The sequence below is a fragment of the Patescibacteria group bacterium genome (assembly GCA_028715115.1).
Classification (GTDB): domain Bacteria; phylum Patescibacteriota; class Patescibacteriia; order UBA2591; family UBA4787; genus JAQUSN01.
Genome location: JAQUSN010000002.1, coordinates 267,504 through 288,084 on the forward strand (window position 1 = coordinate 267,504; position 20,581 = coordinate 288,084).

Below are 20,581 nucleotides of genomic sequence, written 5' to 3' on the forward strand. Positions count from 1 at the left end.
AATTATTTCAAGTATTCCTTTAGATAATAACCGGTATATGAACCTCTTTTCTGGGCCACTTCTTCGGGCGTACCGGAAACGACAACTTCGCCACCGTGCTCGCCCCCCTCAGGCCCGAGATCAATCAGATAATCCGCAGATTTTATAAAATGTAAATTATGCTCGATAACAATAACCGTATTGCCTTTATCTACCAACTTATTAATAACCTTCAAAAGCATTTCAATGTCATGATAATGCAAACCAACCGTGGGCTCGTCTAATAAATATAATGTTTTTTTGCCTAAGGGCTGAGTCAATTCGCGGCCTAATTTTATTCTCTGCGCTTCACCGCCAGACAAAGTCGTAGCGCTTTGGCCCAGTTGAATATAGCCCAAACCGACTTCTTTTAAAACTTTTAATTTGTCAGTAATTTGATAGATGTCTTTGAAAAAATCGTAAGCTTCGTCGATGGTCATGGCCAAGACTTCGCTGATATTTTTCTTTTTATACTTAACCTGCAGCGTCTCTCGATTAAAACGCAAGCCACGACAGACGTCACATTGGACCAAAACCGGCGGCAAGAAATGCATTTCCACTAAATTAAAACCTGCTCCACCGCAAGCTTCACAACGGCCGCCAGGTACGTTAAAGGAAAAACGCGAGGCCTTATATCCTCTCTCTTTGGCTTCGGGTAATTCGGCAAAAAAGTCCCTAATCGGCGTAAAAATTCCAGTGTAAGTGGCTGGATTAGAGCGCGGTGTACGGCCTATCGGTGATTGATTAACCATCACAATTTTATCCAAATAATCGCTGCCGCTAATTTTACTAACTCCGATTAATTTATCGGAAATGTGATTTTTCATTTTATTGACATTTTGATACAAAACATCATGGACTAAAGTCGACTTGCCGCTACCGGAAACTCCGGTCACACAGACAAATTTGCGCAGCGGAATCTCGACGGAAATATTTTTTAAATTATTAATCTTAGCGCCAGTAATTTTCATTTTCTCGTTGATTTTCACGCGGCGATGAAGAGGTAGGGCGATTTCTTTTCGGCCACTTAAATAATCAAGCGTCATAGATTTTTTAAAGGAGCGCGAATTGATGATTTGCGGCAATTCGCCCTCGGCCACTATCTCGCCGCCCAATCGTCCAGCGGCCGGACCGAGATCAACTAAATAATCGGAGTTTAAAATAGTTTTTTCGTCATGCTCAACGATAATAACCGTATTGTTCTGATCGCGCAACGACTTAAGAGTTTTAATTAATTTTTCGGTGTCGCGTTCGTGTAAGCCAATTGTCGGTTCATCTAATACATATAGTGTACCAGAAAGTTGCGAACCGATTTGCGAAGCCAAGCGAATTCTTTGCGCTTCACCGCCCGATAAGGTCTCGGCTTCGCGCGATAAAGACAGATAATCTAAACCGACTTCCAATAAAAATTTCAATCGATCGCTTATTTCTTTAACCAAGGTTATGGCAATGGTTTTTTGCCGCGCAGTCAATTTTTTTTCATAATCGGCGAAGAAATCAGCCATCTGGCCAATACTCATTCTGGTTAATTGGCAAATATTTTTGCCGCCGATCTTGACTGATAGAGATTCGGGCTTTAAGCGTTTGCCCTCACAATCAGTGCAAATAGTATTTAAAAATAAATCTGTTTTACCCAAGCCATGACAAGTCGGACAAGCGCCCATCGGACTATTAAAAGAAAACAAACGCGGTTCGATTTCCGGAAAAGCGAAATTATCTTCTGGACAAGTCCAACGACTCGATAAAACAAATTCTGCTTCGTCTTTTTTGCCCTCCTTAAACACGAAGGTCACCAATCCCTTACTGTAATCAAGGGCATTTTCCACAGCTTCAAACAATCTTGTCTCATCGGTCAGCATAACGCGATCCATAACAATATCGATGGAGTGGACTTTATAACGAGAAAGAATTATTTGATCGTGAAGCGAATGCATTTTACCGTCAACTCTAGCTTCAGTAAATCCAAGATTAAGATAATCATAAAGCATTTGGTAATATTCGCCCTTTCTGCCGCGCACCACTGGCGACAAAATGGTTACGATTTTTTCCTGCGCTGCCTTGCCTTGCTTAATAATAATATTAACCATTTCCTCGACAGAAAGTTTTTGAATTTTCATATTACACTTAGGACAAAAAACTTCGCCCAAGCGCGCATATAAAACTCTCAAGTAATCATAAATCTCTGTTAAAGTGCCGACGGTTGAGCGTGGATTATGCGACAAAGCGCGCTGGTCAATGGCGATAGCTGGTGACAAGCCGGTGATTTTATCAACGTTCGGTCGATCCATCTGGCCCAAGAATTGCCGAACATAAGGCGACAGCGATTCAATGTAGCGGCGTTGGCCTTCGGCAAAAATTGTATCAAAAGCTAGTGATGATTTGCCGCTGCCGGAAACGCCGGTAAAAACTATCAATTTATTTTTCGGCAATTCTAAGTCCACATCCCTGAGGTTATGGACTTTAGCGCCCTTGATTTTTATGGTATCAATTGACATAAATTATTTTTCTTCTAAATTAATTAAATTCTCAATATTTCTTGAAACGGACTTAGCTACTAGGTGGTGTTTTTTATTATAAGCCATTTGTTTTTCCCGTCGACGGTTAACTTCGCTGACGGCACGCTTAATCGAACCGGTAATGTTGTTGGCATACAAAATAACGCGACCGCTAACATTGCGGCTGGCCCGGCCCATGGTTTGAATAAGAGATGTTTCACTACGCAAAAATCCTTCTCGGTCAGCATCTAAAATCGCGACCAGCGTTACTTCGGGTAAATCAAGACCTTCACGCAAAAGATTCACGCCAACTAAAACATCAAATTTGCCCTGGCGGAATTCATTTAAAATCTGCGTCCGCTCCAAAGTCTTGGTATCCGAATGCATAAACTTGGCCTTGTAATCTTTTTGTGTCAAAAAATCTGTCAAATCTTCGGCCATTTTTTTGGTTAAAGTATTAACTAAAATTCTTTCTTTTTTAGCGACAACCTTTTTTATTTCATCCATTAAATCTTCTATCTGGCTGTGGTTGTGGACCTTATCGAAAACCTTGCGCACCTCAACCGGCGGATCAATTAGGCCAGTAGGTCTGATAATTTGTTCAACCACTTGTTGAGATTTTTTTATCTCCCAATCGCTCGGCGTAGCTGAAGTAAAAATAACCGAACCGACACGTTGTTCAAACTCAGTAAACTTTAACGGCCGATTATCAAGCGCTGACGGCAAGCGCCAACCATATTGGACTAAAATTTCCTTGCGGCTGCGGTCGCCTGCATACATACCGCGAATCTGCGGCACGGCCACGTGCGACTCATCAATGATGGTAAGAAAATCCGGCCAGCCGTTTTTTTTGGGGAAAAATGACAATAATGTTTCCGGCGGTTCGCCGGCCAGCTTACCACTCAAGTGCCGTGAGTAATTTTCAATGCCATGACAATAACCCACGGTCTTAAGCATTTCTAAATCATATTTTGTCCGCCGTCCCAAACGGTCGGCTTCTAAATACAATTTTTTCTGTTTGAAATATTTTAGCCGTTCTTGCAATTCCTGCCTAATATCTTTAATGGCTTGTTCTCGTTGCGGTTCGCTGCTGATAAAATGTTTGGGCGGAAAAATAACAATATCTTGCAGTTTATTGACTATTTTTCTAGTAGTCGGATCAACCAACATTATTTCATTAACCTTCTGATCTAATAACTCTAAATAATAAACTACCTCGCCCGAGGCTGGCATTATCTCAACGATATCGCCGCGAGCCCGAAATAATCCGCGCGCTAAAACGCCGCTTGTCCGCTCAAAATGCATTCTGACTAATTGTCTGATTAAATCGCCGCGCGTTAAGGGCTTGCCGATTTCTAAATGTAAAGTCGCCGACAAATAATTTAATGGCACTCCTAAGTTATAAATACAAGAAACCGACGCGACAATAATCACGTCGCGGCGGGACAATAAAGCACTAGTAGCTTTGTGGCGCAAACGATCTATTTCTTCATTTATCATCGCCTCTTTCTCAATATAAGTATCGCTAGTCGGCAGATAAGCTTCGGGCTGATAATAATCGTAATAAGAAACAAAATAATTGACCGAATTATGAGGAAAAAAATTTTTATATTCTCGATAAAGCTGAGCGGCTAAAGTTTTATTCGGCGCCATAACTAAAACCGGCTGGTCAAAATGGCTTAAGACATTGGCCGCGGTGAAAGTTTTGCCTGAACCAGTCACACCCAAAAGCGTCTGGCGGTCATGTCCCTTTTTTAAACCAGCTACTAGTTTTTTTATCGCTTCCGGCTGATCACCAGCCGGGCGATACTTTGATTCTAATTTAAATAAAGACATATTTATATAATAAAATAATTTTCGTTAATTCAAGACTAACCTCAACTAACCAAAAAGTCCCGCTTGTCGCGGTCTAGGGGGCTATAGATCTGTAAAGATATTATAGCATAAATATAAATTTTAGCCAGAGATAAAAAGAGGAGGGCCAGCTTTCGCCGGCCCTCATTGCACTCCAGGTTGTAGTCTGTCTTTCGACAAGACCGAGCTCGCCATCCGAGACAACGATAGCCTTCTTAAGGCTTAGGTTATAACCCCGGCTGTTCGCCGAGCACCTGTTTTGTTGTCTCCGATAACTCGCCCGTATTCTAGTAGTCCTTCTCCACTGCGCCTCCATGGGGAGCCGCGCGACTCGACGCCGCACGACGGTTTAGAGCTTCCGGATCTTGCTCGACCGTACAGCGCACCAGTGAAACACCGGCGCGGCGGACAGACGATATCCGTTAGGACGTATCCATGATTATTAATATACCAAAAACAAAAAAAATGTCAAGGGATTTTTCCACAGACCTAACCCCCGCTTTCTTAGAAAGCGGGGGTTGACAAAAGCCAAAAAATATATTAAAATAAAAACATTCAAGGAGGCCTATGGCTCTTCCCATAACGAAAAATCCACCTACGACGATTAGTAGAGGTGACGTCATGAGGCGCCTAAGAGAATCCGGAAATCCTGTCTGGAGAAGCTTTGTCCTGCCAAGGCGCGAACATCTACGGCCCGATGAGAAACTCCGACTCTTCAGCTTCGCACCGGTTCAAGAGACTCTTCTGCCGATCCCCTTGTCAGTTGACGAACTGAGAATAGAAGCGATCGAAGGCGACCGGATCATCTTTGCCGATCCGTGGCAAGACGGCATTACGCCAAGACCCAGTCCGCTGTCCATCGTCGAAATACTCACAGACACAGTCAGGCTGACGCCGGAAGGAGAGTTCACGCTCTATCTGGTACGCCTTGAACGCCCCCGTCACTAATCGAAAGCCGGCTCGCGCTATACGCGGGCCGGCAATTAGTTTTTATGAATATTTTATCTTTTATTGATTGCCCATAAAAATCCCATCTTCTTGTCAAATTGCGAAGGGAAAATTTTCACGCTGAATCCATTACTTCTTAACTTTTCTTCTATTAAGCGATAATCGCGCCAATTATCATTATGATACTCTAAAACCATGGCTTCAATTATTTTAAAATCATCTATAGATAAACTATCGATTATCTGATATTCGCCGCCTTCGATATCCATTTTTAACAAACCTATTTCGGTAATTTTATTTGCTTGACGCCAATCGCTCAAATTATATATTTTTACCTTTTGAAATTTTTGCTCCGGAGCTGCTTCTTGCTCGGCTAAATGATGATTATGATTATCAGCTGCTATGACCAATTCCCCTTCTCCACTTTTCTCGCCTATCGCCGCTCTGATTAAATTAATCCGTAAATTATTATCTATATTTATTTTTTCAAGCGCTTTAAAATTATTTTCTTCCGGCTCGAAGGCGTAAATAAAAACATTCGGGTTTAAGGCCCGACAATATAAACTAAACAGGCCAATGTGGGCTCCGATATCTAAAATCGGCGCTTTGGCCTGTTTTATTTTATCTATAGCGCAACGATATTCTTCTATTTTAAATATCTCATTAAAAACACTCTGGTCAACTTCGTCGCGCAATAATACTTTAAAATCACATTGATTATAATTTAAGTTAATTAATTGCATATTAAGGCTGTAAAGAAGTCTCTGAATCGCCATTAACGGAAATAATCACGCTCTTTACCGTCGAAAATTGTTTTAGAGTTTCGGTAATTTCCGATCTGATGGCCGCCACTCGGCAAGAGCCGCCGACCTGATTTTGTATCTGCTCATTGAAATCAATTTTAGCTACACCATTTTCGATTGTCAGACTTTGAATTTCTACTCCCGGATTAATGCTAGTATAATATCCTTGCGTACGCTCAACTGCGGTCGGCCCCTTCAATAATTCACTAATAGCCGCCCTGGCTACAGCTTCGGTTTTGGGAACTTGCCTGTCAACGACAAAAACTTTATTACAAGAAACCTGCGGATCTAATTTGTCATTATTAAAATAAACTTTCACGGTCATTGCTTCGGTCGCGGGCGGAAATTGTACCGGCACCTCAAAGCTCTTTCGATTCTGGGGCAATCCGGAAGGATTGTCGTTTTGAAAAATTAATTTGCCAGTAGTGGCCAGGCCCTGATCAAAAGTCATTTCACCTTTAAAATGAACAAAATCTTCCGTCATCCAGTCTTCGGTGGCTTGAACTGGCATCTGAGCCAACAGATTTCCGTTTGCGTCATATAATTTCACCGGAAAGCTGGCCTCAAAAAACCACGTGCCCTTGGCTTGGCCTTCAAGCAACAACGGACTGCTGATGATAGCATTGGGCTGCGGCGAAGTAACGATAATCTCGCTTTCAATTGGCGGTGGGATTTGGCCAGGGCAAGGCGTAGTCGGCATAAGTGTTGAAGGCGCCCCATGTTTAACCCATTGGCCATTTTGGCAAAGCCAAGCATCTTCAGACCCACTAAATATTCTGACCACTATAAATAGTAAAATAGCTAAACCAAGGATAAATAATGAGAATAATAATTTTTTATTTTTCATAATTAAAATAACGAAGAAACAACTAAAATTCTTCGCACTTCAACTGATAAAACGATTGGGCATGATCACATGATGGACATTTTGCCGGAGGCTGAGTGCCAAAGTGAGCATAACCGCATTCACGGCAAACCCACCAAACCTCCTTGTCTTTCTTAAAAATCTTACCGGCTTCCAATTGTTCTAAAATCTTTTTATATCTTTCTTCGTGGTGCTGCTCGGCCTTGGCAATAGACCTTAACCTCATGGCAATCTCTTTTAAACCTTCTTTTTCGGCTAAATCGGCAAATTCAGGATACATTTTTGTATACTCGTGATTTTCTCCGCCGATCGCCGCCTTTAGATTCTCGATGGTCGTACCTAGCGTCGTCGGCATGCCGGCTTCAACTTTTATTTCGGATAAATCTTCAGACTCGCCGTTTTTTAACTCGTTAATTAGTTTAATCAGCCAGCTAGCATGCTCTCGTTCTTGATCGGCGGTTAATAGAAAAATCTCGCCGATTTGTTCGTAGCCTTCTTTCTTAGCAATCTTGGAATAAAAAGTATAACGATTGCGCGCCTGGCTTTCGCCGACAAAGGCTTTAGCTAAATTTAGAATTGTTTGTTTCATAAAAATATTACATTAAAAATTAATTATTAAAACATTAATATTATAAAGTAGGTAAAAATCGTGTCAATACAAAAACGCCTCACGGCGTTTCTGTAGCATAATCTTCTAATTTATTCTTCCCCATTCATCGCCCTGCCTAACCAGTAGATGTTTAGCCGCTTGGCCTTGTAACATTAACTCTTTTACTACTTGCTCCATTCTCATACCCTGAGAGCCTTTAACTAAAATTAGATCTCCCGGCTGAATTGATTCGTTTAAAAACTTTATCAATTCCCGCTTGTCATCGAAAGATTTTATCTTTTGTTCTGGCATTCCTGCTTCACGAGCACCAAGTGCTATATTTTTTGCTCCTTCGCCAAATGTTATTAAATGGTCTAATTTATCTTTGGCGACAGCCTCGCCTACCAGCCGATGCTGTTCAGTCGAATCTTTACCCAGTTCTAACATGTCCGCCAATACTATCCATTTTCTTCCGCACTCTTTTAATTTAATCTGTTTTATTGATTTAAGCGCTGACAAAACCGCATTGGGTGAAGAATTATAAGTATCATCTATAACCAATGTTTCACTTTTCCCGTCTATCGGTTTCATTCTACCGGGCAAAGACGCAAATTGCTTTAAACTATCAGAGGCCTCAACTAAATTAAAATCAAAGGTCATGCCTACGGCAATGGCAGCTAAAGCAGTATAAACGTTTGCCAGAGATATTGTTTGCGGCAAAAATACAGGTACGATACTGCCATGATATTTTACTTTAAAACGCAACCCGTTTATTTTAATTTTCCCGGTTTCACTTATTTCATAATCTAAATTAATTTCTACCGCCTGTACGTTAGCCTCGGCGCTGGTTCCATAAGTAATCAGTTTATTGTCTACTTTCTCTTTAATTTTGGCAATATTGGGATCGTCAATGTTTAATACCGCCCAACCACTCCTTTTTAAATTTGTCACAATTTCTTGTTTTTCTTTAATGACGTTATCTATATTTTTAAAATATTCTAAATGGCTCGGCCCAATGGCAGTTAAAACGCCTATTTGGCATGGCGCAAAATTAGTTAAATATTTAATATCGCCGGGGTGATCAGCGGCCATTTCTAAAATTAAAATTTCCGGATAAGACCGCTCCTTATACCAAATAGAGCCAAAAGCTAGCCAAAAAACCCTAAGCCAACCGGCTAAATTTTTACCAGGTGACATGCGGCCCAAAATTGTTAAGGGCACACCAATCTCATTGTTATAATTTTTTAAACTGCGGCGAACCCGGCGAAAATTTTTTAAAACATAATAAACAGCTTCTTTCGTAGCCGACTTGCCGACGCTGCCAGTTATGCCGATTATAATCGGCTGGTATTTATTTAATACCTTTTTGGCAAAAAAACGTAAAATTTTATGAAGTATTTTTTTCATCTTAATTATTGTTTGTTTGGCTGGACATTATAATATTTTAACACATATGGTGCAATTTGGCCAAATATCGGCGCCGCAGTCGATTCAGCAAAATTCCCGATCTTTGGTCTATCTATTTTAATTACTCCGACCATAATAGGATTATCGTGCGGCACAAAACCGACAAAACTATGAATCGTCTCCATTGAATAACCGCCGTTAGGATTAGCAACTTGGGCCGTACCGGTCTTACCGGCGGTCCAATAACCCGGCGTTCTCGCCAACTTACCATAACCATTTTCTAATGCCGAAACCATCATAGCGGTTAATGTTGTAGCCGTGGCCGGCGAAATAACTTGGCGAATAAATTTTGATTCATTAACCATGGTCGTGCCATCACTTTTGACAATTTTATCAATTAAATACGGTTTCATTAATTTGCCTTGATTGGCGATGGCGCCGACTGCCGCGGCCATTTGGACGGGCGTAATTGAAATGCCCTGCCCAAAAGAAGCAGTAGCTAAATAAATTTCACCTGATTTGTTTAAATTGGAAATATCTCCTAAAGCTTCGCCCGGCTGCTCAATACCGGTTAAGCTGGCAAGTCCAAAATTCTTAACGTAAGTGCGAAACATTCCCAGTCCTGTTTGCCTGGCGGCAAAAATAGCGCCGGTATTTAATGATTTTTCCAAAACATTGGTCATGGTCATGACTCCATGCGCTTTTAAATCGGAATTTTTAATGGTATAACCGGCGATTTTTTCGAATCCTGTATCAACATAAGTTGTTTCCGGAGCCACCTTTCCAGAATCAAGAGCAGCGGCCATAGTAATTATTTTAAACACAGAACCAGGCTCATATGCCTCAGCCACCGCAGAATTGAAAAAGGTGCTGTAATTTTTTACCTGATTATAATTATTAGGATCAAAATCAGGATAATTGCATAATGCCAAAATTTTACCCGTTACCGGCTCTATAATAACTGCCGAACCGCCGGCTGCCTGCGCCCTTTTAACTCCTTCGGCCAATGCTTTACAGGTGATATATTGTATAGATCGATCAATGGTTAGAACAACGTTAACGCCGCGTGTCGGTTTTTTTATAATTTTCTCCGAATCCAAAATTAAACTTCCAGACGGAGTTTTTTCGCCAGCTAATAGTCCGGCTTCGCCAGCTAGTTCATTGTTTAAATATTCTTCAATGCCGTATTGTCCGGACAGTTTATCGTCCTTAACTCCCAAAAACCCGACGACATGACTAAAAGTATTTTTTTCCGAATAATATCTTTTATAACCATCCTCAATAAATATTCCGGGCAGAGCCAACTCTTTTATCCCCCGCGCCTCTTCCTCGCTAATATCTTTTTTTAAAATTTTATAAAAATCATTTTTATATGATAGTGTTTTTACCAAATCCTTATATTCAGCGCTGTCCTTTGACTTAATATCCAAAAAGGGCGCAAGCGCCCCAACAGTATCTTCTGGATTTTGAACATTGGCCGGAACCGCACAAAGCGAATATGATTTTAAATTAACCGCCAACGGCTGTCCACTTATGTCTTTAATATCACCTCGTTCGGCATCAATAATTCTTTCAACGCTGCGCGTAGCTTCGGCCTGTTTTTTGTAATAACTGTATTTTAATATCTGTAAAGAAAATAGCCGAATGACGATGATGCCCCCGGCAATTAGAATTATTATAATCAACGCCCATAAACGGTTATTCTTCATGGCACTAAATTATTTTACCGCCACTACGCCGTCAGTGAATTTCAAATAATCAAATTGTTTAATCGCTACCAAGCCCGATTGACTGGCCCATTGTTCTAGACCAACCAGAGATTCTGATTTATTTAATTGAAGCTCTGTATTTTGATTGTTGCCTTCTAGTTCGGTGATTCTCTGCTTCAGAGCGTCCATCTTAAAAGTAAAAATCGATAATGAGTTTATTTCAACCAGATATGACAACACGCCGACAAAAAGTAAGCTCATTAAAATCATGTTAAAGCAAAATTGTTTTTTTGAGCATTGGAAATGTTTTTTAAGGTTGGAGTTGCCGACGTAGTAGGGTGTCATAAGATTAAAAGACTAAATTTTAAATATAGAATACTAATTCTTTTCGGCGATTCTTAGTTTTGCACTTCTGGCCCGTTTATTCTGTCTTAATTCTTCTTGAGTTGACGTTATCGGTTTTTTTGTAATTATGTTTAAATTTAAGTTATTTTTATAAAAATTCTTAACGATACGATCCTCTAAAGAGTGGAAAGAAATTACGGCCAGCCGGCCACCCGGAGCCAACAGATCAACGGCTTGAGGCAAAGCAGAAGATAAATATTCCAATTCATGGTTAACGGCAATGCGCAAGGCCTGAAAAATCCTGGCCAACGACTTAATGTGAAATTTTGGCCCTAAAATTTTTTTAATCGCTTCGGCTAAATCGACGGTTGTTTTGATTCTTTTCTGGCGGCGCTGGACAACAATGCCGCGAGCAATTTGATGAGCGAATCTTTCTTCGCCAAATTCTTCAAAAATTTCCGCCAAATCTTGTTCGGGCCATTGATTTAAAATTTCTAAAGCCGTTAAATTTTGTTTTAACGGATTAAAGCGCATGTCTAATATTTCGTTCTTCTGAAAACTAATTCCCCTGCCCCTGTTTTCTATCAAATCAGTCGAAAGCCCAAGGTCAAACAAAATCCCCCTGACTTTCAAAAATTTATTTTTTCTGGCAATTGATTCTAGATTAACAAAATTGTCGTTCACTAAAATCAATCTATCGTTTAAATTTTTGTCTATTTTGACTTTCATTTCTGAAATAGCTTCCATCGAAAAGTCTATTCCCAATAATTTTCCTAGCGGGGCGGTCTGCCTCAATATTTCCAGGGCATGGCCGCCGCCGCCCAACGTACAATCAATGAAATTATCATTCGGTCTCGGACTGAGACCGTTTAACACCTCATTTAAAAGAACTGGGGTGTGCATATGATGAAAAAATATTTTTAGACCCCGAGATCGGCCAGGGCTTCGGCAATTTCAGCGCTGTCGCCTTCGCTCTTTGATTTGTATTCTTCCCATTTATTTTCGTCCCAAATTTCTAGTCGATTATATAAACCAGCCACGACCACTTTTTTATTTATCGTGGCATAACGTCGTAAATAATCCGGCAAAATTATTCTCCCCTGTTTATCTAGGTCGGCATCCATGGCTCCGGCCAACATCAATCTTGAAAAAGTTCTATTATTAGACTGCGCCAGAGGCAATTGGGCAATCTTCTGCGCCAGCGAATCCCATTCTTTTTTGGGATATAAAAAAAGACAGGCATCTATACCGCGGGTCACCACTGCTCCCTTACTAAAAGCATCTCTAAATTTGACCGGAACGGCTAACCTGGCTTTTTCGTCTATATTATAATGGTATTCGCCAATAAACATAATAATTTTTAATGAATTTACTTATTTTGAGTTATCCACTGTTTTCTTCCCTTTTCCCCACCTTTATCCACACGACACCATTATAAACCATTTTCTACCACTAAACAACATTTTGCTTGTGGATAACTTCCGCACTCCCCTACTCCTAAAATTTTCATAAAAACAAAAAGATTACTATCACTAAGATAATAATCTTTTAAAAACAGGAAGCGGAGTAGCTAAATTTTATTCAAAAAAATTTTTCTGCTAACTAAAATTTAATAAACTTTAAACATTCTTTAGCAATGGCTAATTCTTCGTCTGTTTTAATGACCAATATTTTTGTCTTATTTAAAAATTTTAAATCTTTCACAACGGCCCGTCTCGTCGCCGGTTTGCCCGAACCGATTCCTCCGCTAAAAACAATCGCGTCAACTTTATTTAATATTCCCCAATAAGCGCTAATGTATTTTTCTAAACGATAAATAAAAATATCAAAAGCTAATTTTGCTCGAGGGCTTTTATCTTTAACTTTTAATAATTTCAAATAATGATCGCTGCCAAACAATCCTTTAATGCCCGACTCTTTGTTTAAAATATTATTCGTCTCAAATAAAAGATGTTCTGACTCTTTGTTTTTAGGATTATTTTTAATCAAAATTTCTTGGATTTCTAAAATTACCCCTGGATCTAAATCCCCCGGCCTGGTCGTCATCACCAAGCCCTCCATCGGCGTATAGCCCAAACTAATATCAATGGGCTGGCCATTTTTAATAGCCGCCACGCTGCAACCGCCGCCCAGATGACAGGTAATTAAATTAAGTTTGGCCACCGGTTTTTTTAGTTTAGCTGCAACGGTATCAACTAAATATTGATGGGAAATGCCGTGGAAACCAAAACGTTCAATACCGAATTTTTGATAATATTCGAAAGGGATCGGATAAATTTTCGCTTTAAGAGGCAGGGTTTTAAAAAACGCCGTATCAAAAACCGCAACGTTGGGGATATTGCTGAAGTATACTAAACAACTTTTAATGCCCATTAAGTTGTACGGATTGTGTAGCGGCGCTAAGCGATTATATTTTTCTAACAATCGCAAATTCAATTGATCGATTTTGGTCGGTGCGACAAATTCATTGCCGCCATGCACAACGCGGTGGCCAATAGCCGCGATATCGGTCAAGTTGCCGAGCGATCTAAGCAGCGATCGAATAGCCGCATCATGGCTCGTTCCCCTGTCTTCGCGCAGACCCTTAAAGTTACCTTCTTTAACTACTTTAACTACTTTAAGAGCATTATCTTTTCCAATGCTAAAAATTTTATATTTTAGGGATGTACTACCTGAATTAAAGACTAAAACCTGCTTCATAATTTATTTCTTGATAAAATATTTTAACCAAAACTGTTTGAAAATTGGCAATGTTAATGTAGAAAGCATAAAAGCAATGGCCGGAACAATAGCGTTTAACCACGGTTTTTCAATATTAATAATCCCCAAATAAATACCCATGGCAATATATGTAAAAATTATAATCAAAAGTCTACGAAACCAACTTAACTCCCAGGCTTTATCCTGTTCAACTTTTTGATTCCGATTATTAATTTTTATTATTTCTTGTTCTAATTCCTCTATGTTTTTCATAAATTACTTGTATTGAACAAAAATGATAGTTAAGATCGGCGCAATAATAAATAATGAACCGATTAAATAATAAACATAGGTCGGTAAATTTAAAGAATATTCCGGTTTACGATCACCCGCGGCCTTGGCTCGGCGATGCATGGTTAAAAGTAAAATTCCTTCGCCGGCGCCCAGCCATAAACCCAAAAACGACAAAATCCAAATAAAATTTTGCATGCCTAGCAAGAATAAGGCAATTGGAATAAGGCACACTAATAGCAGTGAAACAGCCTTGGTTATTTTAAGATCATAAATAAAAATCTTTTTTAAGGTAATGCCCATGACCAGATATGACGTGGCCACGCATAAAATTCCCAAAATCGCCGCTAAATCGACAATGGTTTGGCTAAATATTCCCTTCATGCCCATAATTCCTTCGGGGCTGGTTTTAGCACCGCTGGCGCCGACAATGCCCAGGCTAAAAACAAAATAAAAAATAATCGGCAGAACTGTTCCTAAAATAATTGCTTTCTTTATCCCTTTTTTGTTTTTATCTAATATTTCTTTAAGCTCGGGTACGGCCGAAGCGCCGGCAATTGAATAAAAAATCACCCCCCAGGGCAAAAACACATATTGCCAATTTACTAAAGTAATATTAGCGGCCCTAAAATGCATAAAACCAAAAACGGCGACAATAACAATCGCCAAAAGTAACGAAACGGTCATTATTAGATCTAAAAAAGAAACTTTTTTCCAGTCATAAATAACGCCTAGCGACAGCAGTGCCCAGAATAAAAAAACATAAAACAAATTATTGCCAATATCGCCAAAAATAGACGACAAAAAATTACCGCCCAAAATCAAATAAACCAAATTAGACATCAAGAGGTTTACTAGGGCGGCGACAAATAAAATATTTCTGCCCGATTTGCCTAAATATTTTTCGCCGTAACCGACTATTCTGTGCGTAGATGATGTTCTTAGGACAATTTCTCCGTAAACCAAGTGCATAGTCAGAATCATTAGGCCTAAAAGAATAAAATAAAAAACGCCGATTAATAAGCCGGCCTTCATAATGACATATGGTATGGCAAAAATTCCTGACCCGATAATGGTGCCAATAAGAATTGCGGTTGCTTCGAAAAAACCTTTCGTCTTATTCATGCTTAACTTTTATTTTATAATTTTATTTATCATCTGGCTTGTCTATTTGTAACGGCTCTATTTTATTATCTCCATCGGTTATTTTCACAATATCTCTGTCAATTTTATTTAATTCTTTATAGGCCGTATTATAAGAATTGACCGTCGTACCCAAATTGTTGCCTAACTTTTTAAAATATTCGTCATAGGTTAAAATATGTTTTCCTAATTGTTCGACTCTTTCGCGAATTTCTTTGGCCGATTCTTCTATTTGTAAGGCTCTTAACCCCTGTAAAACTGTTTGCAAATATGCCAAAAATGACGTCGGCGAAACAATTATAACTTTATATTTGCTTGCGGCTCGTTGAATTAAATTTTCAGTATCTTCGTCTTTTAGAGCGCCGATTTTATTAACGATCAAATCATAATAAATGGCTTCATGCGGAATAAACATGAAAGCAAAGTCCATCGTTCCTTGTGATGGCTGTATATATTTGGCCGTTTCCTGAATTCTTAATTTTAAATCGGACACAAATACTTTCTCTAATCTCGCCCGTTCAGTTTCGTCTTTTTCTTCAACTAAACGATTATAGTTCTCTAATGAGAATTTCGAATCAATAGGAATGACCTTATCTTTAACAAAAACCACAGCATCAACAATAGTTCCGTCTTTAAATGGATATTGCCTTTGATAGCTACCCGGCGGCAAAACATTCTTTAAAACAGTTTCTAAATAATATTCTCCCAAGACGCCTCGTTGCTTAGGGTTTTTTAAAATATCCTGCAAACTTTGAAGTTGATCGGTAAAATTAATTACTTGTTTATTTGTTTCATCTAGTTTAGTCAATTTTTCAGTAACGTCCCTGATAATTTGATTAGTTTGCCCAGACTGCCTTTGAACCGTCTGATGCACATCTCTTAATTTATTGTCCATCGTTTCTCTAATTTCTTTGAGTTGAGCTTGAATTAGCAACGGTGATTGGTCGTTAGCATTTTTACCGCCCAATAATTTAAGTTGACGAAATAGTAAAACCATTCCGGCAATAACGATTAATAAAATTATAAGTATTAAATAATTCATAAGTTATTATATTTTATCATTATTTTTAGAAAACAACAAGGCTAACAGACCGGCAATAAAAATGATAATAACTAATATTCTTAGATTAAACCATAATGTTATTGCGCCGGGCGCATAATCTTCAACAATTAACAATAAAATCAAAAGCGCGGCTCCAAAGAAAAATAAATTACGAGCTAAATAGTAAACAAGCAGGCGTTTCATATTATTTAAACTTATTTAAAAATTTCTGCCAAAAATTCAGGCCAGTATTAAAAAAGGTATGCCAAGTTAACGGTTCTCTAATTAGTTCCGCTTCTATCTTATATATTCTTATCTGCCCTTGATTTTTACTCAGGTCAGGCGCAGATAAAATAAACTCCAATTGCCGTCCAGCATCAAAATCAGAAGTAATTAAAAATTTTGCCTGTCCAACCTTTAAGTCGCCGGAAATCGCTGGCGTTACTTTCGGCTTTATTGTGTGATTTTCTATGTTTTGTATTTGAAATGCCCAATCTAATAGACCTTGGCTAATATTGCCCAGGCCGATTTGCAAAACATTTTGCCCCTGATTCTGATAATATATTTTTAATTTTGCTTCAATAAATTTCCTCGGTAAAATAATCTTGAAATAAGCCGGTTCAGAAATAATTCTTTGGAAACATCGTCCTAGATCATCAATTTCAACGTCGGCAACTCTATTGCCAGGATACAGATTTGAAATAAATTTTTGTTGCGGAAAAAATATAACAGAATAAGTCGCGCTTTGGCAAAAATCATTTACTACCATCAAGTGACCGCTGGAAATAGAATTTTTCCAAAAAAGCCAAAATAAAAAAACCAATATAATAATAATTATAAAAATGCTCCATAATTTAAGAATTAATTTCCATTTTTTTGACATAATTACTTTTTTGGCTGCCAATGCCAAAGATAAACATCGCCGATCATCTCTGGCTGACCTAAAATATCATTTAATCGCGTTAAAATTTCCTGACGATTATAAAGGTAAATCCACCTATCTTCAGTCATGACATAACAATCATCGGCACCCGTTATTGCTAAAGCCCGATTTATGTCTATAAGTGAAGGATTTTTATTTAAATTATCAAACAATTGGACTCGCTCAGGTTGGGCATATTCGAAATAAACCGGAAATCCGCCGGTAACAATTTGCCTGCCCGAAACGCCCTCCAGGGCCAATAACGGCCAGGTGTTCGCTAAAACACAATATTTTTTTTGGCCAGTGGCGCTAATTTTCTGCCATAAATATTTAGCCGCGGTCAATTCGTCACTAGTAACGGTTTGCATTTTTGGTCCAGAAGCATAAACGGTCGTTGACAAGAGCGCCAAAAATAAAACCGCAGTAATAATTTTAACAATCTGGCTAAATCTTTTTATGCTTAACCATGCCTCAATCCCCAAGGCAAGCATTACCATGGCTAAAAATGATGTAAAAATAACCAAGCGTTTGTTAAAAATATGATTGCCATCCATGAAATAAGTGGCTAAAAATTGATTGACTATAACTATAAGCAATAAAATCATCAACAATTTTTTGATGATATTATTTTTGTCGCGCCTTACCATTCCCCAGATCATAACCATAAACACAAGCGGCGCCAAAACAAAAGACCAGCGAATCAGCTTTAATAAATTGGCGCGGCTAATGTTTTGATTTGCCTGGGCGAAAAGCCAATTATCCTGCTCCATATTAAACATTCTAGGAAAAATCGGATTGGACAAAACTAAGGTCTTAATAAAATCAAATATGTCTTTTAAAAAATTATTTTTTATCCAATCCCAAGATTTAAAAACGTTGCCACCGGCTAAATCGACTATAGGCAAAAGAATGCAAAACAATAAAATCAAAATTATTAGCGAGACGATCCAAAAATATTTTGAATGAGAATCAACGCGATTAACTATCTTCTTAAGGCAAAATGATACAATAATGATTTCTAAAATTAAAATTAAATATAAAATATAATTTAAATAGTTTAATAAAATAGCAATAATAACCGCCCACCACAAATATTTATTTAATTTAAATTTTATAGCCTGACATAGTATTAATAGGGTGAATAAAAACCAGAGAAAACCAAAAGCATTTGACGTAGTAATGGCTCCATACATTTGAAATGGAGAAAAACAAAGAGGCAAAAAGGCTAAAAGCAGTAAAAACCTCTTTTTTGAAAGTATAAATTCACCAAACCTAAACAAAAGCAGGGGCAAAAATATTGAATATAGCAAAAACCCAAGCACCAAATCTATCCAAAATATATCCATTCCGCTCATCCAACTCAAGGCAATGGTCGCGCCCCACATATTAACATAAGAATTTTTATTGCCGACGATTAAAACTTCGGGAACGCTAACCGGACCGATTTTTTTCATATCAACCCTGTCACCAAATAAAACGGGATAATAGGGTTCACCGGCCATTAGCGATTGTTCTGCGCCTAAATGCCTCCACTTGTCACCGCCAAAGCCGGCTTTATATACAATTGGCAGATAAGCATGAAGCAATAGTGACGCCAAAATAATCAGCAAGAAAAATTTTCGAATTTTTATTTTCGAAAACACGGCAAAACCGACTATAGCAACCAATAGCCCCCAAACGTATAAATAATAAGGACGTATCACCTGCCAGGGCGAGGTAATAAACTCTCCCGTCCTCGATCTCAGTAAAAAAAACAACCCAACGGCCAAGAGAACGACAAATAAAATAAAAAAACTTTTAGGCATCCTTATGCCTTTATTGTCTTCTAATCTACGTAAACTCATACCCTCGGGCAAAGGGCAATATTTAACCGACAAGGAAATTAAAATTGTTAAGATTAATAAAACTATTAATAAGTGAATTGGTAAAAGTTTATAGAAAAAAATCGGAAAGGCCAAACCAAATCCAATTAAAAATATTAAAACGCATACTCCAAAAATAAATTCTAACTCTCTATCTAAATTAATAATTTTTACCAAGATTCGGCCCAGTAAAATTGCGTTCAAAATCAAATAAACGGCGCTAAAAATAATTGAAAAAATCTGGATGCGAAAGCCAATAAAATTAAACCACCAGCCCAGGGCGCATATAATAGTCACGCAGGTGTAAAAGAAATTCTTGTTTTTTTTAATCGAGTCAAGCATAAATTATTTTAAGTGTGCGTAAACTTCAGCAATTTCTTCGGCTATTTTTTGCCAAGAATATTTCTCTTCAATCATTAAACGGCCATTTCTCCCCCATTCTTGGGCCAAAGACGGGTTATTGATTAAAAAATCCAGTTTTTCCGCCAAATCATCGGCACTGCCAGGTATAACTTGAAGGCCATTATAATTATTTCTAACTAAAGATCGCGGTCCGGGCAAATTAGAAACAACAACCGGCTTAGCCGAAGCCATAGCATTTAAAACAACTAAACCAAATGATTCTGATTGGTCGATTGACGGCAAAACAAAAACATCGGCTAAATTATAATATTCAGGCAATTCTTTGTTAGTTACCGAGTCAGCAAAAACAATGTGCTGATAAACCCCCAGTTCTCTAGCTAACTCTTTATAACTACTTTTTAAATTGCCCTTGCCGACGATTAATAATTTTATAGATTCGTTTTTCTTTTTTAGTAATGTGGCAACGGCTTGGATTAAAATATTAACGCCCTTAAAATAATGAGCACGATCCAAGCCGCCAACGAATAAAATTATCCGATCAAATAAAGACAAGTTGTACTTAGATAAAATATTAAAATCCTTATCGTGAAGATAAAAGCATTCCGCTTCCACCCCCAAGGGTATTTCAATAAATTTATCGTAATAATTATTAAAAAATCTCTTTAATTGCGATTTTTGCGCATAATCTAGGGTAGAAACAATAATCTTGTCGGCTAATTTTACCATCAAGGGCAGCCACAGCCAAACATAAATTTTAAAGATCGGACGAAAAATATTGTGGCCGATTAAATCCATCTGATATTGAACGATTAGTTTTTTCTTGGGATGAAATAATTTCCAGTACAAAGCCGCTTCGGCGCCACCGATAAATGGCCAATGAAGATGGACAATGTCAAATTTTTTTAATTGACATAGAACTTGCGGCGTCCAAGCGGCATTGCCATATCTTAACCAGGGCTTTAAATAAACAATCTTATGTTCCGATTCGGCCACGGTTGCTTTTATTTTTTGTTTTTTATCTTTTATGTAATACTCGGGCGTCAAAACCGTCACCTCGCAGTTGAGCCGACTTAAATATTTTGCTTCAAAATAACAGGTATTGCCAATTCCGCCCTGATATGGCGGATAAGTGCAAACCAAGTGAGCTACTTTCGGCATAATCTTGCCCTTCCTATAAATAAACGTATAATTAAGATATTAAAATTATAATACAAACTAAAGAATA

18 protein-coding genes are annotated in these 20,581 nt (G+C 38.4%); all 18 read right to left on the reverse strand.

The annotated features are described in order from the left end of the window. Positions 1-2 precede the first annotated feature (2 nt). Positions 3-2,513, reverse strand: a complete 2,511-nt coding sequence (uvrA, locus tag PHV78_03935) for an excinuclease ABC subunit UvrA (GenBank protein ID MDD5396373.1) — start codon at positions 2,511-2,513, stop codon at positions 3-5. Between the two features lie 3 nt (positions 2,514-2,516). Beyond that, the gene (gene uvrB / locus PHV78_03940) at positions 2,517-4,349 is read right to left on the reverse strand and encodes an excinuclease ABC subunit UvrB (protein MDD5396374.1); all 1,833 of its coding nucleotides are present in this window, start codon (positions 4,347-4,349) and stop codon (positions 2,517-2,519) included. 1,019 nt (positions 4,350-5,368) lie between these two features. Beyond that, positions 5,369-6,058: an FkbM family methyltransferase gene (locus PHV78_03945; protein MDD5396375.1), complete on the reverse strand. Its 690-nt coding sequence runs from the start codon at positions 6,056-6,058 to the stop codon at positions 5,369-5,371. 1 nt (position 6,059) lies between these two features. Next, complete coding sequence (locus PHV78_03950) at positions 6,060-6,965, reverse strand: GerMN domain-containing protein (GenBank protein ID MDD5396376.1); 906 nt, start codon at positions 6,963-6,965, stop codon at positions 6,060-6,062. A gap of 22 nt (positions 6,966-6,987) precedes the next feature. Beyond that, positions 6,988-7,572, reverse strand: a complete 585-nt coding sequence (locus PHV78_03955; GenBank protein ID MDD5396377.1) for a ferritin family protein — start codon at positions 7,570-7,572, stop codon at positions 6,988-6,990. Between the two features lie 105 nt (positions 7,573-7,677). Beyond that, positions 7,678-8,979 carry a UDP-N-acetylmuramoyl-tripeptide--D-alanyl-D-alanine ligase gene (locus tag PHV78_03960; GenBank protein MDD5396378.1) on the reverse strand — a complete coding sequence of 434 codons (1,302 nt, stop codon included), beginning with the start codon at positions 8,977-8,979 and terminating at the stop codon, positions 7,678-7,680. Between the two features lie 5 nt (positions 8,980-8,984). Then, positions 8,985-10,688 (reverse strand): penicillin-binding protein 2, encoded by a 1,704-nt coding sequence (locus PHV78_03965; GenBank protein MDD5396379.1) that lies wholly within the window; start codon positions 10,686-10,688, stop codon positions 8,985-8,987. A gap of 9 nt (positions 10,689-10,697) precedes the next feature. Next, positions 10,698-11,033 (reverse strand): hypothetical protein, encoded by a 336-nt coding sequence (locus PHV78_03970; GenBank protein ID MDD5396380.1) that lies wholly within the window; start codon positions 11,031-11,033, stop codon positions 10,698-10,700. A 33-nt stretch (positions 11,034-11,066) separates the two neighbouring features. Next, positions 11,067-11,936, reverse strand: a complete 870-nt coding sequence (gene rsmH, locus PHV78_03975; protein MDD5396381.1) for a 16S rRNA (cytosine(1402)-N(4))-methyltransferase RsmH — start codon at positions 11,934-11,936, stop codon at positions 11,067-11,069. 17 nt (positions 11,937-11,953) lie between these two features. Further along, the gene (mraZ, locus tag PHV78_03980) at positions 11,954-12,385 is read right to left on the reverse strand and encodes a division/cell wall cluster transcriptional repressor MraZ (GenBank protein MDD5396382.1); all 432 of its coding nucleotides are present in this window, start codon (positions 12,383-12,385) and stop codon (positions 11,954-11,956) included. Positions 12,386-12,635: 250 nt separating this feature from the next. Next, positions 12,636-13,733, reverse strand: a complete 1,098-nt coding sequence (locus PHV78_03985) for an acetate/propionate family kinase (protein ID MDD5396383.1) — start codon at positions 13,731-13,733, stop codon at positions 12,636-12,638. 3 nt (positions 13,734-13,736) lie between these two features. After that, positions 13,737-14,006 carry a hypothetical protein gene (locus PHV78_03990; GenBank protein MDD5396384.1) on the reverse strand — a complete coding sequence of 90 codons (270 nt, stop codon included), beginning with the start codon at positions 14,004-14,006 and terminating at the stop codon, positions 13,737-13,739. Between the two features lie 3 nt (positions 14,007-14,009). Continuing rightward, positions 14,010-15,149: an aromatic amino acid transport family protein gene (locus PHV78_03995; GenBank protein MDD5396385.1), complete on the reverse strand. Its 1,140-nt coding sequence runs from the start codon at positions 15,147-15,149 to the stop codon at positions 14,010-14,012. A gap of 22 nt (positions 15,150-15,171) precedes the next feature. Further along, complete coding sequence (locus PHV78_04000) at positions 15,172-16,209, reverse strand: DNA recombination protein RmuC (GenBank protein MDD5396386.1); 1,038 nt, start codon at positions 16,207-16,209, stop codon at positions 15,172-15,174. Positions 16,210-16,215: 6 nt separating this feature from the next. Beyond that, a complete protein-coding gene (locus PHV78_04005; protein MDD5396387.1) occupies positions 16,216-16,413 on the reverse strand; it encodes a hypothetical protein in 198 nt (65 codons plus the stop codon). 1 nt (position 16,414) lies between these two features. Beyond that, entirely contained in the window at positions 16,415-17,092 is a 678-nt protein-coding gene (locus PHV78_04010) for a hypothetical protein (GenBank protein MDD5396388.1), read from the reverse strand. Between the two features lie 2 nt (positions 17,093-17,094). After that, entirely contained in the window at positions 17,095-19,335 is a 2,241-nt protein-coding gene (locus PHV78_04015; GenBank protein ID MDD5396389.1) for a hypothetical protein, read from the reverse strand. Positions 19,336-19,338: 3 nt separating this feature from the next. Beyond that, positions 19,339-20,514 (reverse strand): glycosyltransferase family 4 protein, encoded by a 1,176-nt coding sequence (locus PHV78_04020; protein ID MDD5396390.1) that lies wholly within the window; start codon positions 20,512-20,514, stop codon positions 19,339-19,341. Positions 20,515-20,581: the final 67 nt, after the last annotated feature.

What these genes read in the sequence shown, in the direction of transcription:
- PHV78_04020 (MDD5396390.1), bottom strand. Translation starts at nt 20,514, where the DNA reads ATGCCGAAAGTAGCTCACTTGGTTTGCACTTATCCGCCATATCAGGGC.
- PHV78_03985 (MDD5396383.1), bottom strand. Translation starts at nt 13,733, where the DNA reads ATGAAGCAGGTTTTAGTCTTTAATTCAGGTAGTACATCCCTAAAATAT.
- rsmH (MDD5396381.1), bottom strand. Translation starts at nt 11,936, where the DNA reads ATGCACACCCCAGTTCTTTTAAATGAGGTGTTAAACGGTCTCAGTCCG.
- PHV78_03945 (MDD5396375.1), bottom strand. Translation starts at nt 6,058, where the DNA reads ATGCAATTAATTAACTTAAATTATAATCAATGTGATTTTAAAGTATTA.
- PHV78_04000 (MDD5396386.1), bottom strand. Translation starts at nt 16,209, where the DNA reads ATGAATTATTTAATACTTATAATTTTATTAATCGTTATTGCCGGAATG.
- PHV78_03955 (MDD5396377.1), bottom strand. Translation starts at nt 7,572, where the DNA reads ATGAAACAAACAATTCTAAATTTAGCTAAAGCCTTTGTCGGCGAAAGC.
- PHV78_04015 (MDD5396389.1), bottom strand. Translation starts at nt 19,335, where the DNA reads ATGCTTGACTCGATTAAAAAAAACAAGAATTTCTTTTACACCTGCGTG.
- PHV78_03995 (MDD5396385.1), bottom strand. Translation starts at nt 15,149, where the DNA reads ATGAATAAGACGAAAGGTTTTTTCGAAGCAACCGCAATTCTTATTGGC.
- PHV78_03970 (MDD5396380.1), bottom strand. Translation starts at nt 11,033, where the DNA reads ATGACACCCTACTACGTCGGCAACTCCAACCTTAAAAAACATTTCCAA.
- uvrB (MDD5396374.1), bottom strand. Translation starts at nt 4,349, where the DNA reads ATGTCTTTATTTAAATTAGAATCAAAGTATCGCCCGGCTGGTGATCAG.
- PHV78_04010 (MDD5396388.1), bottom strand. Translation starts at nt 17,092, where the DNA reads ATGTCAAAAAAATGGAAATTAATTCTTAAATTATGGAGCATTTTTATA.
- PHV78_03990 (MDD5396384.1), bottom strand. Translation starts at nt 14,006, where the DNA reads ATGAAAAACATAGAGGAATTAGAACAAGAAATAATAAAAATTAATAAT.
- PHV78_03950 (MDD5396376.1), bottom strand. Translation starts at nt 6,965, where the DNA reads ATGAAAAATAAAAAATTATTATTCTCATTATTTATCCTTGGTTTAGCT.
- PHV78_03965 (MDD5396379.1), bottom strand. Translation starts at nt 10,688, where the DNA reads ATGAAGAATAACCGTTTATGGGCGTTGATTATAATAATTCTAATTGCC.
- uvrA (MDD5396373.1), bottom strand. Translation starts at nt 2,513, where the DNA reads ATGTCAATTGATACCATAAAAATCAAGGGCGCTAAAGTCCATAACCTC.
- mraZ (MDD5396382.1), bottom strand. Translation starts at nt 12,385, where the DNA reads ATGTTTATTGGCGAATACCATTATAATATAGACGAAAAAGCCAGGTTA.
- PHV78_04005 (MDD5396387.1), bottom strand. Translation starts at nt 16,413, where the DNA reads ATGAAACGCCTGCTTGTTTACTATTTAGCTCGTAATTTATTTTTCTTT.
- PHV78_03960 (MDD5396378.1), bottom strand. Translation starts at nt 8,979, where the DNA reads ATGAAAAAAATACTTCATAAAATTTTACGTTTTTTTGCCAAAAAGGTA.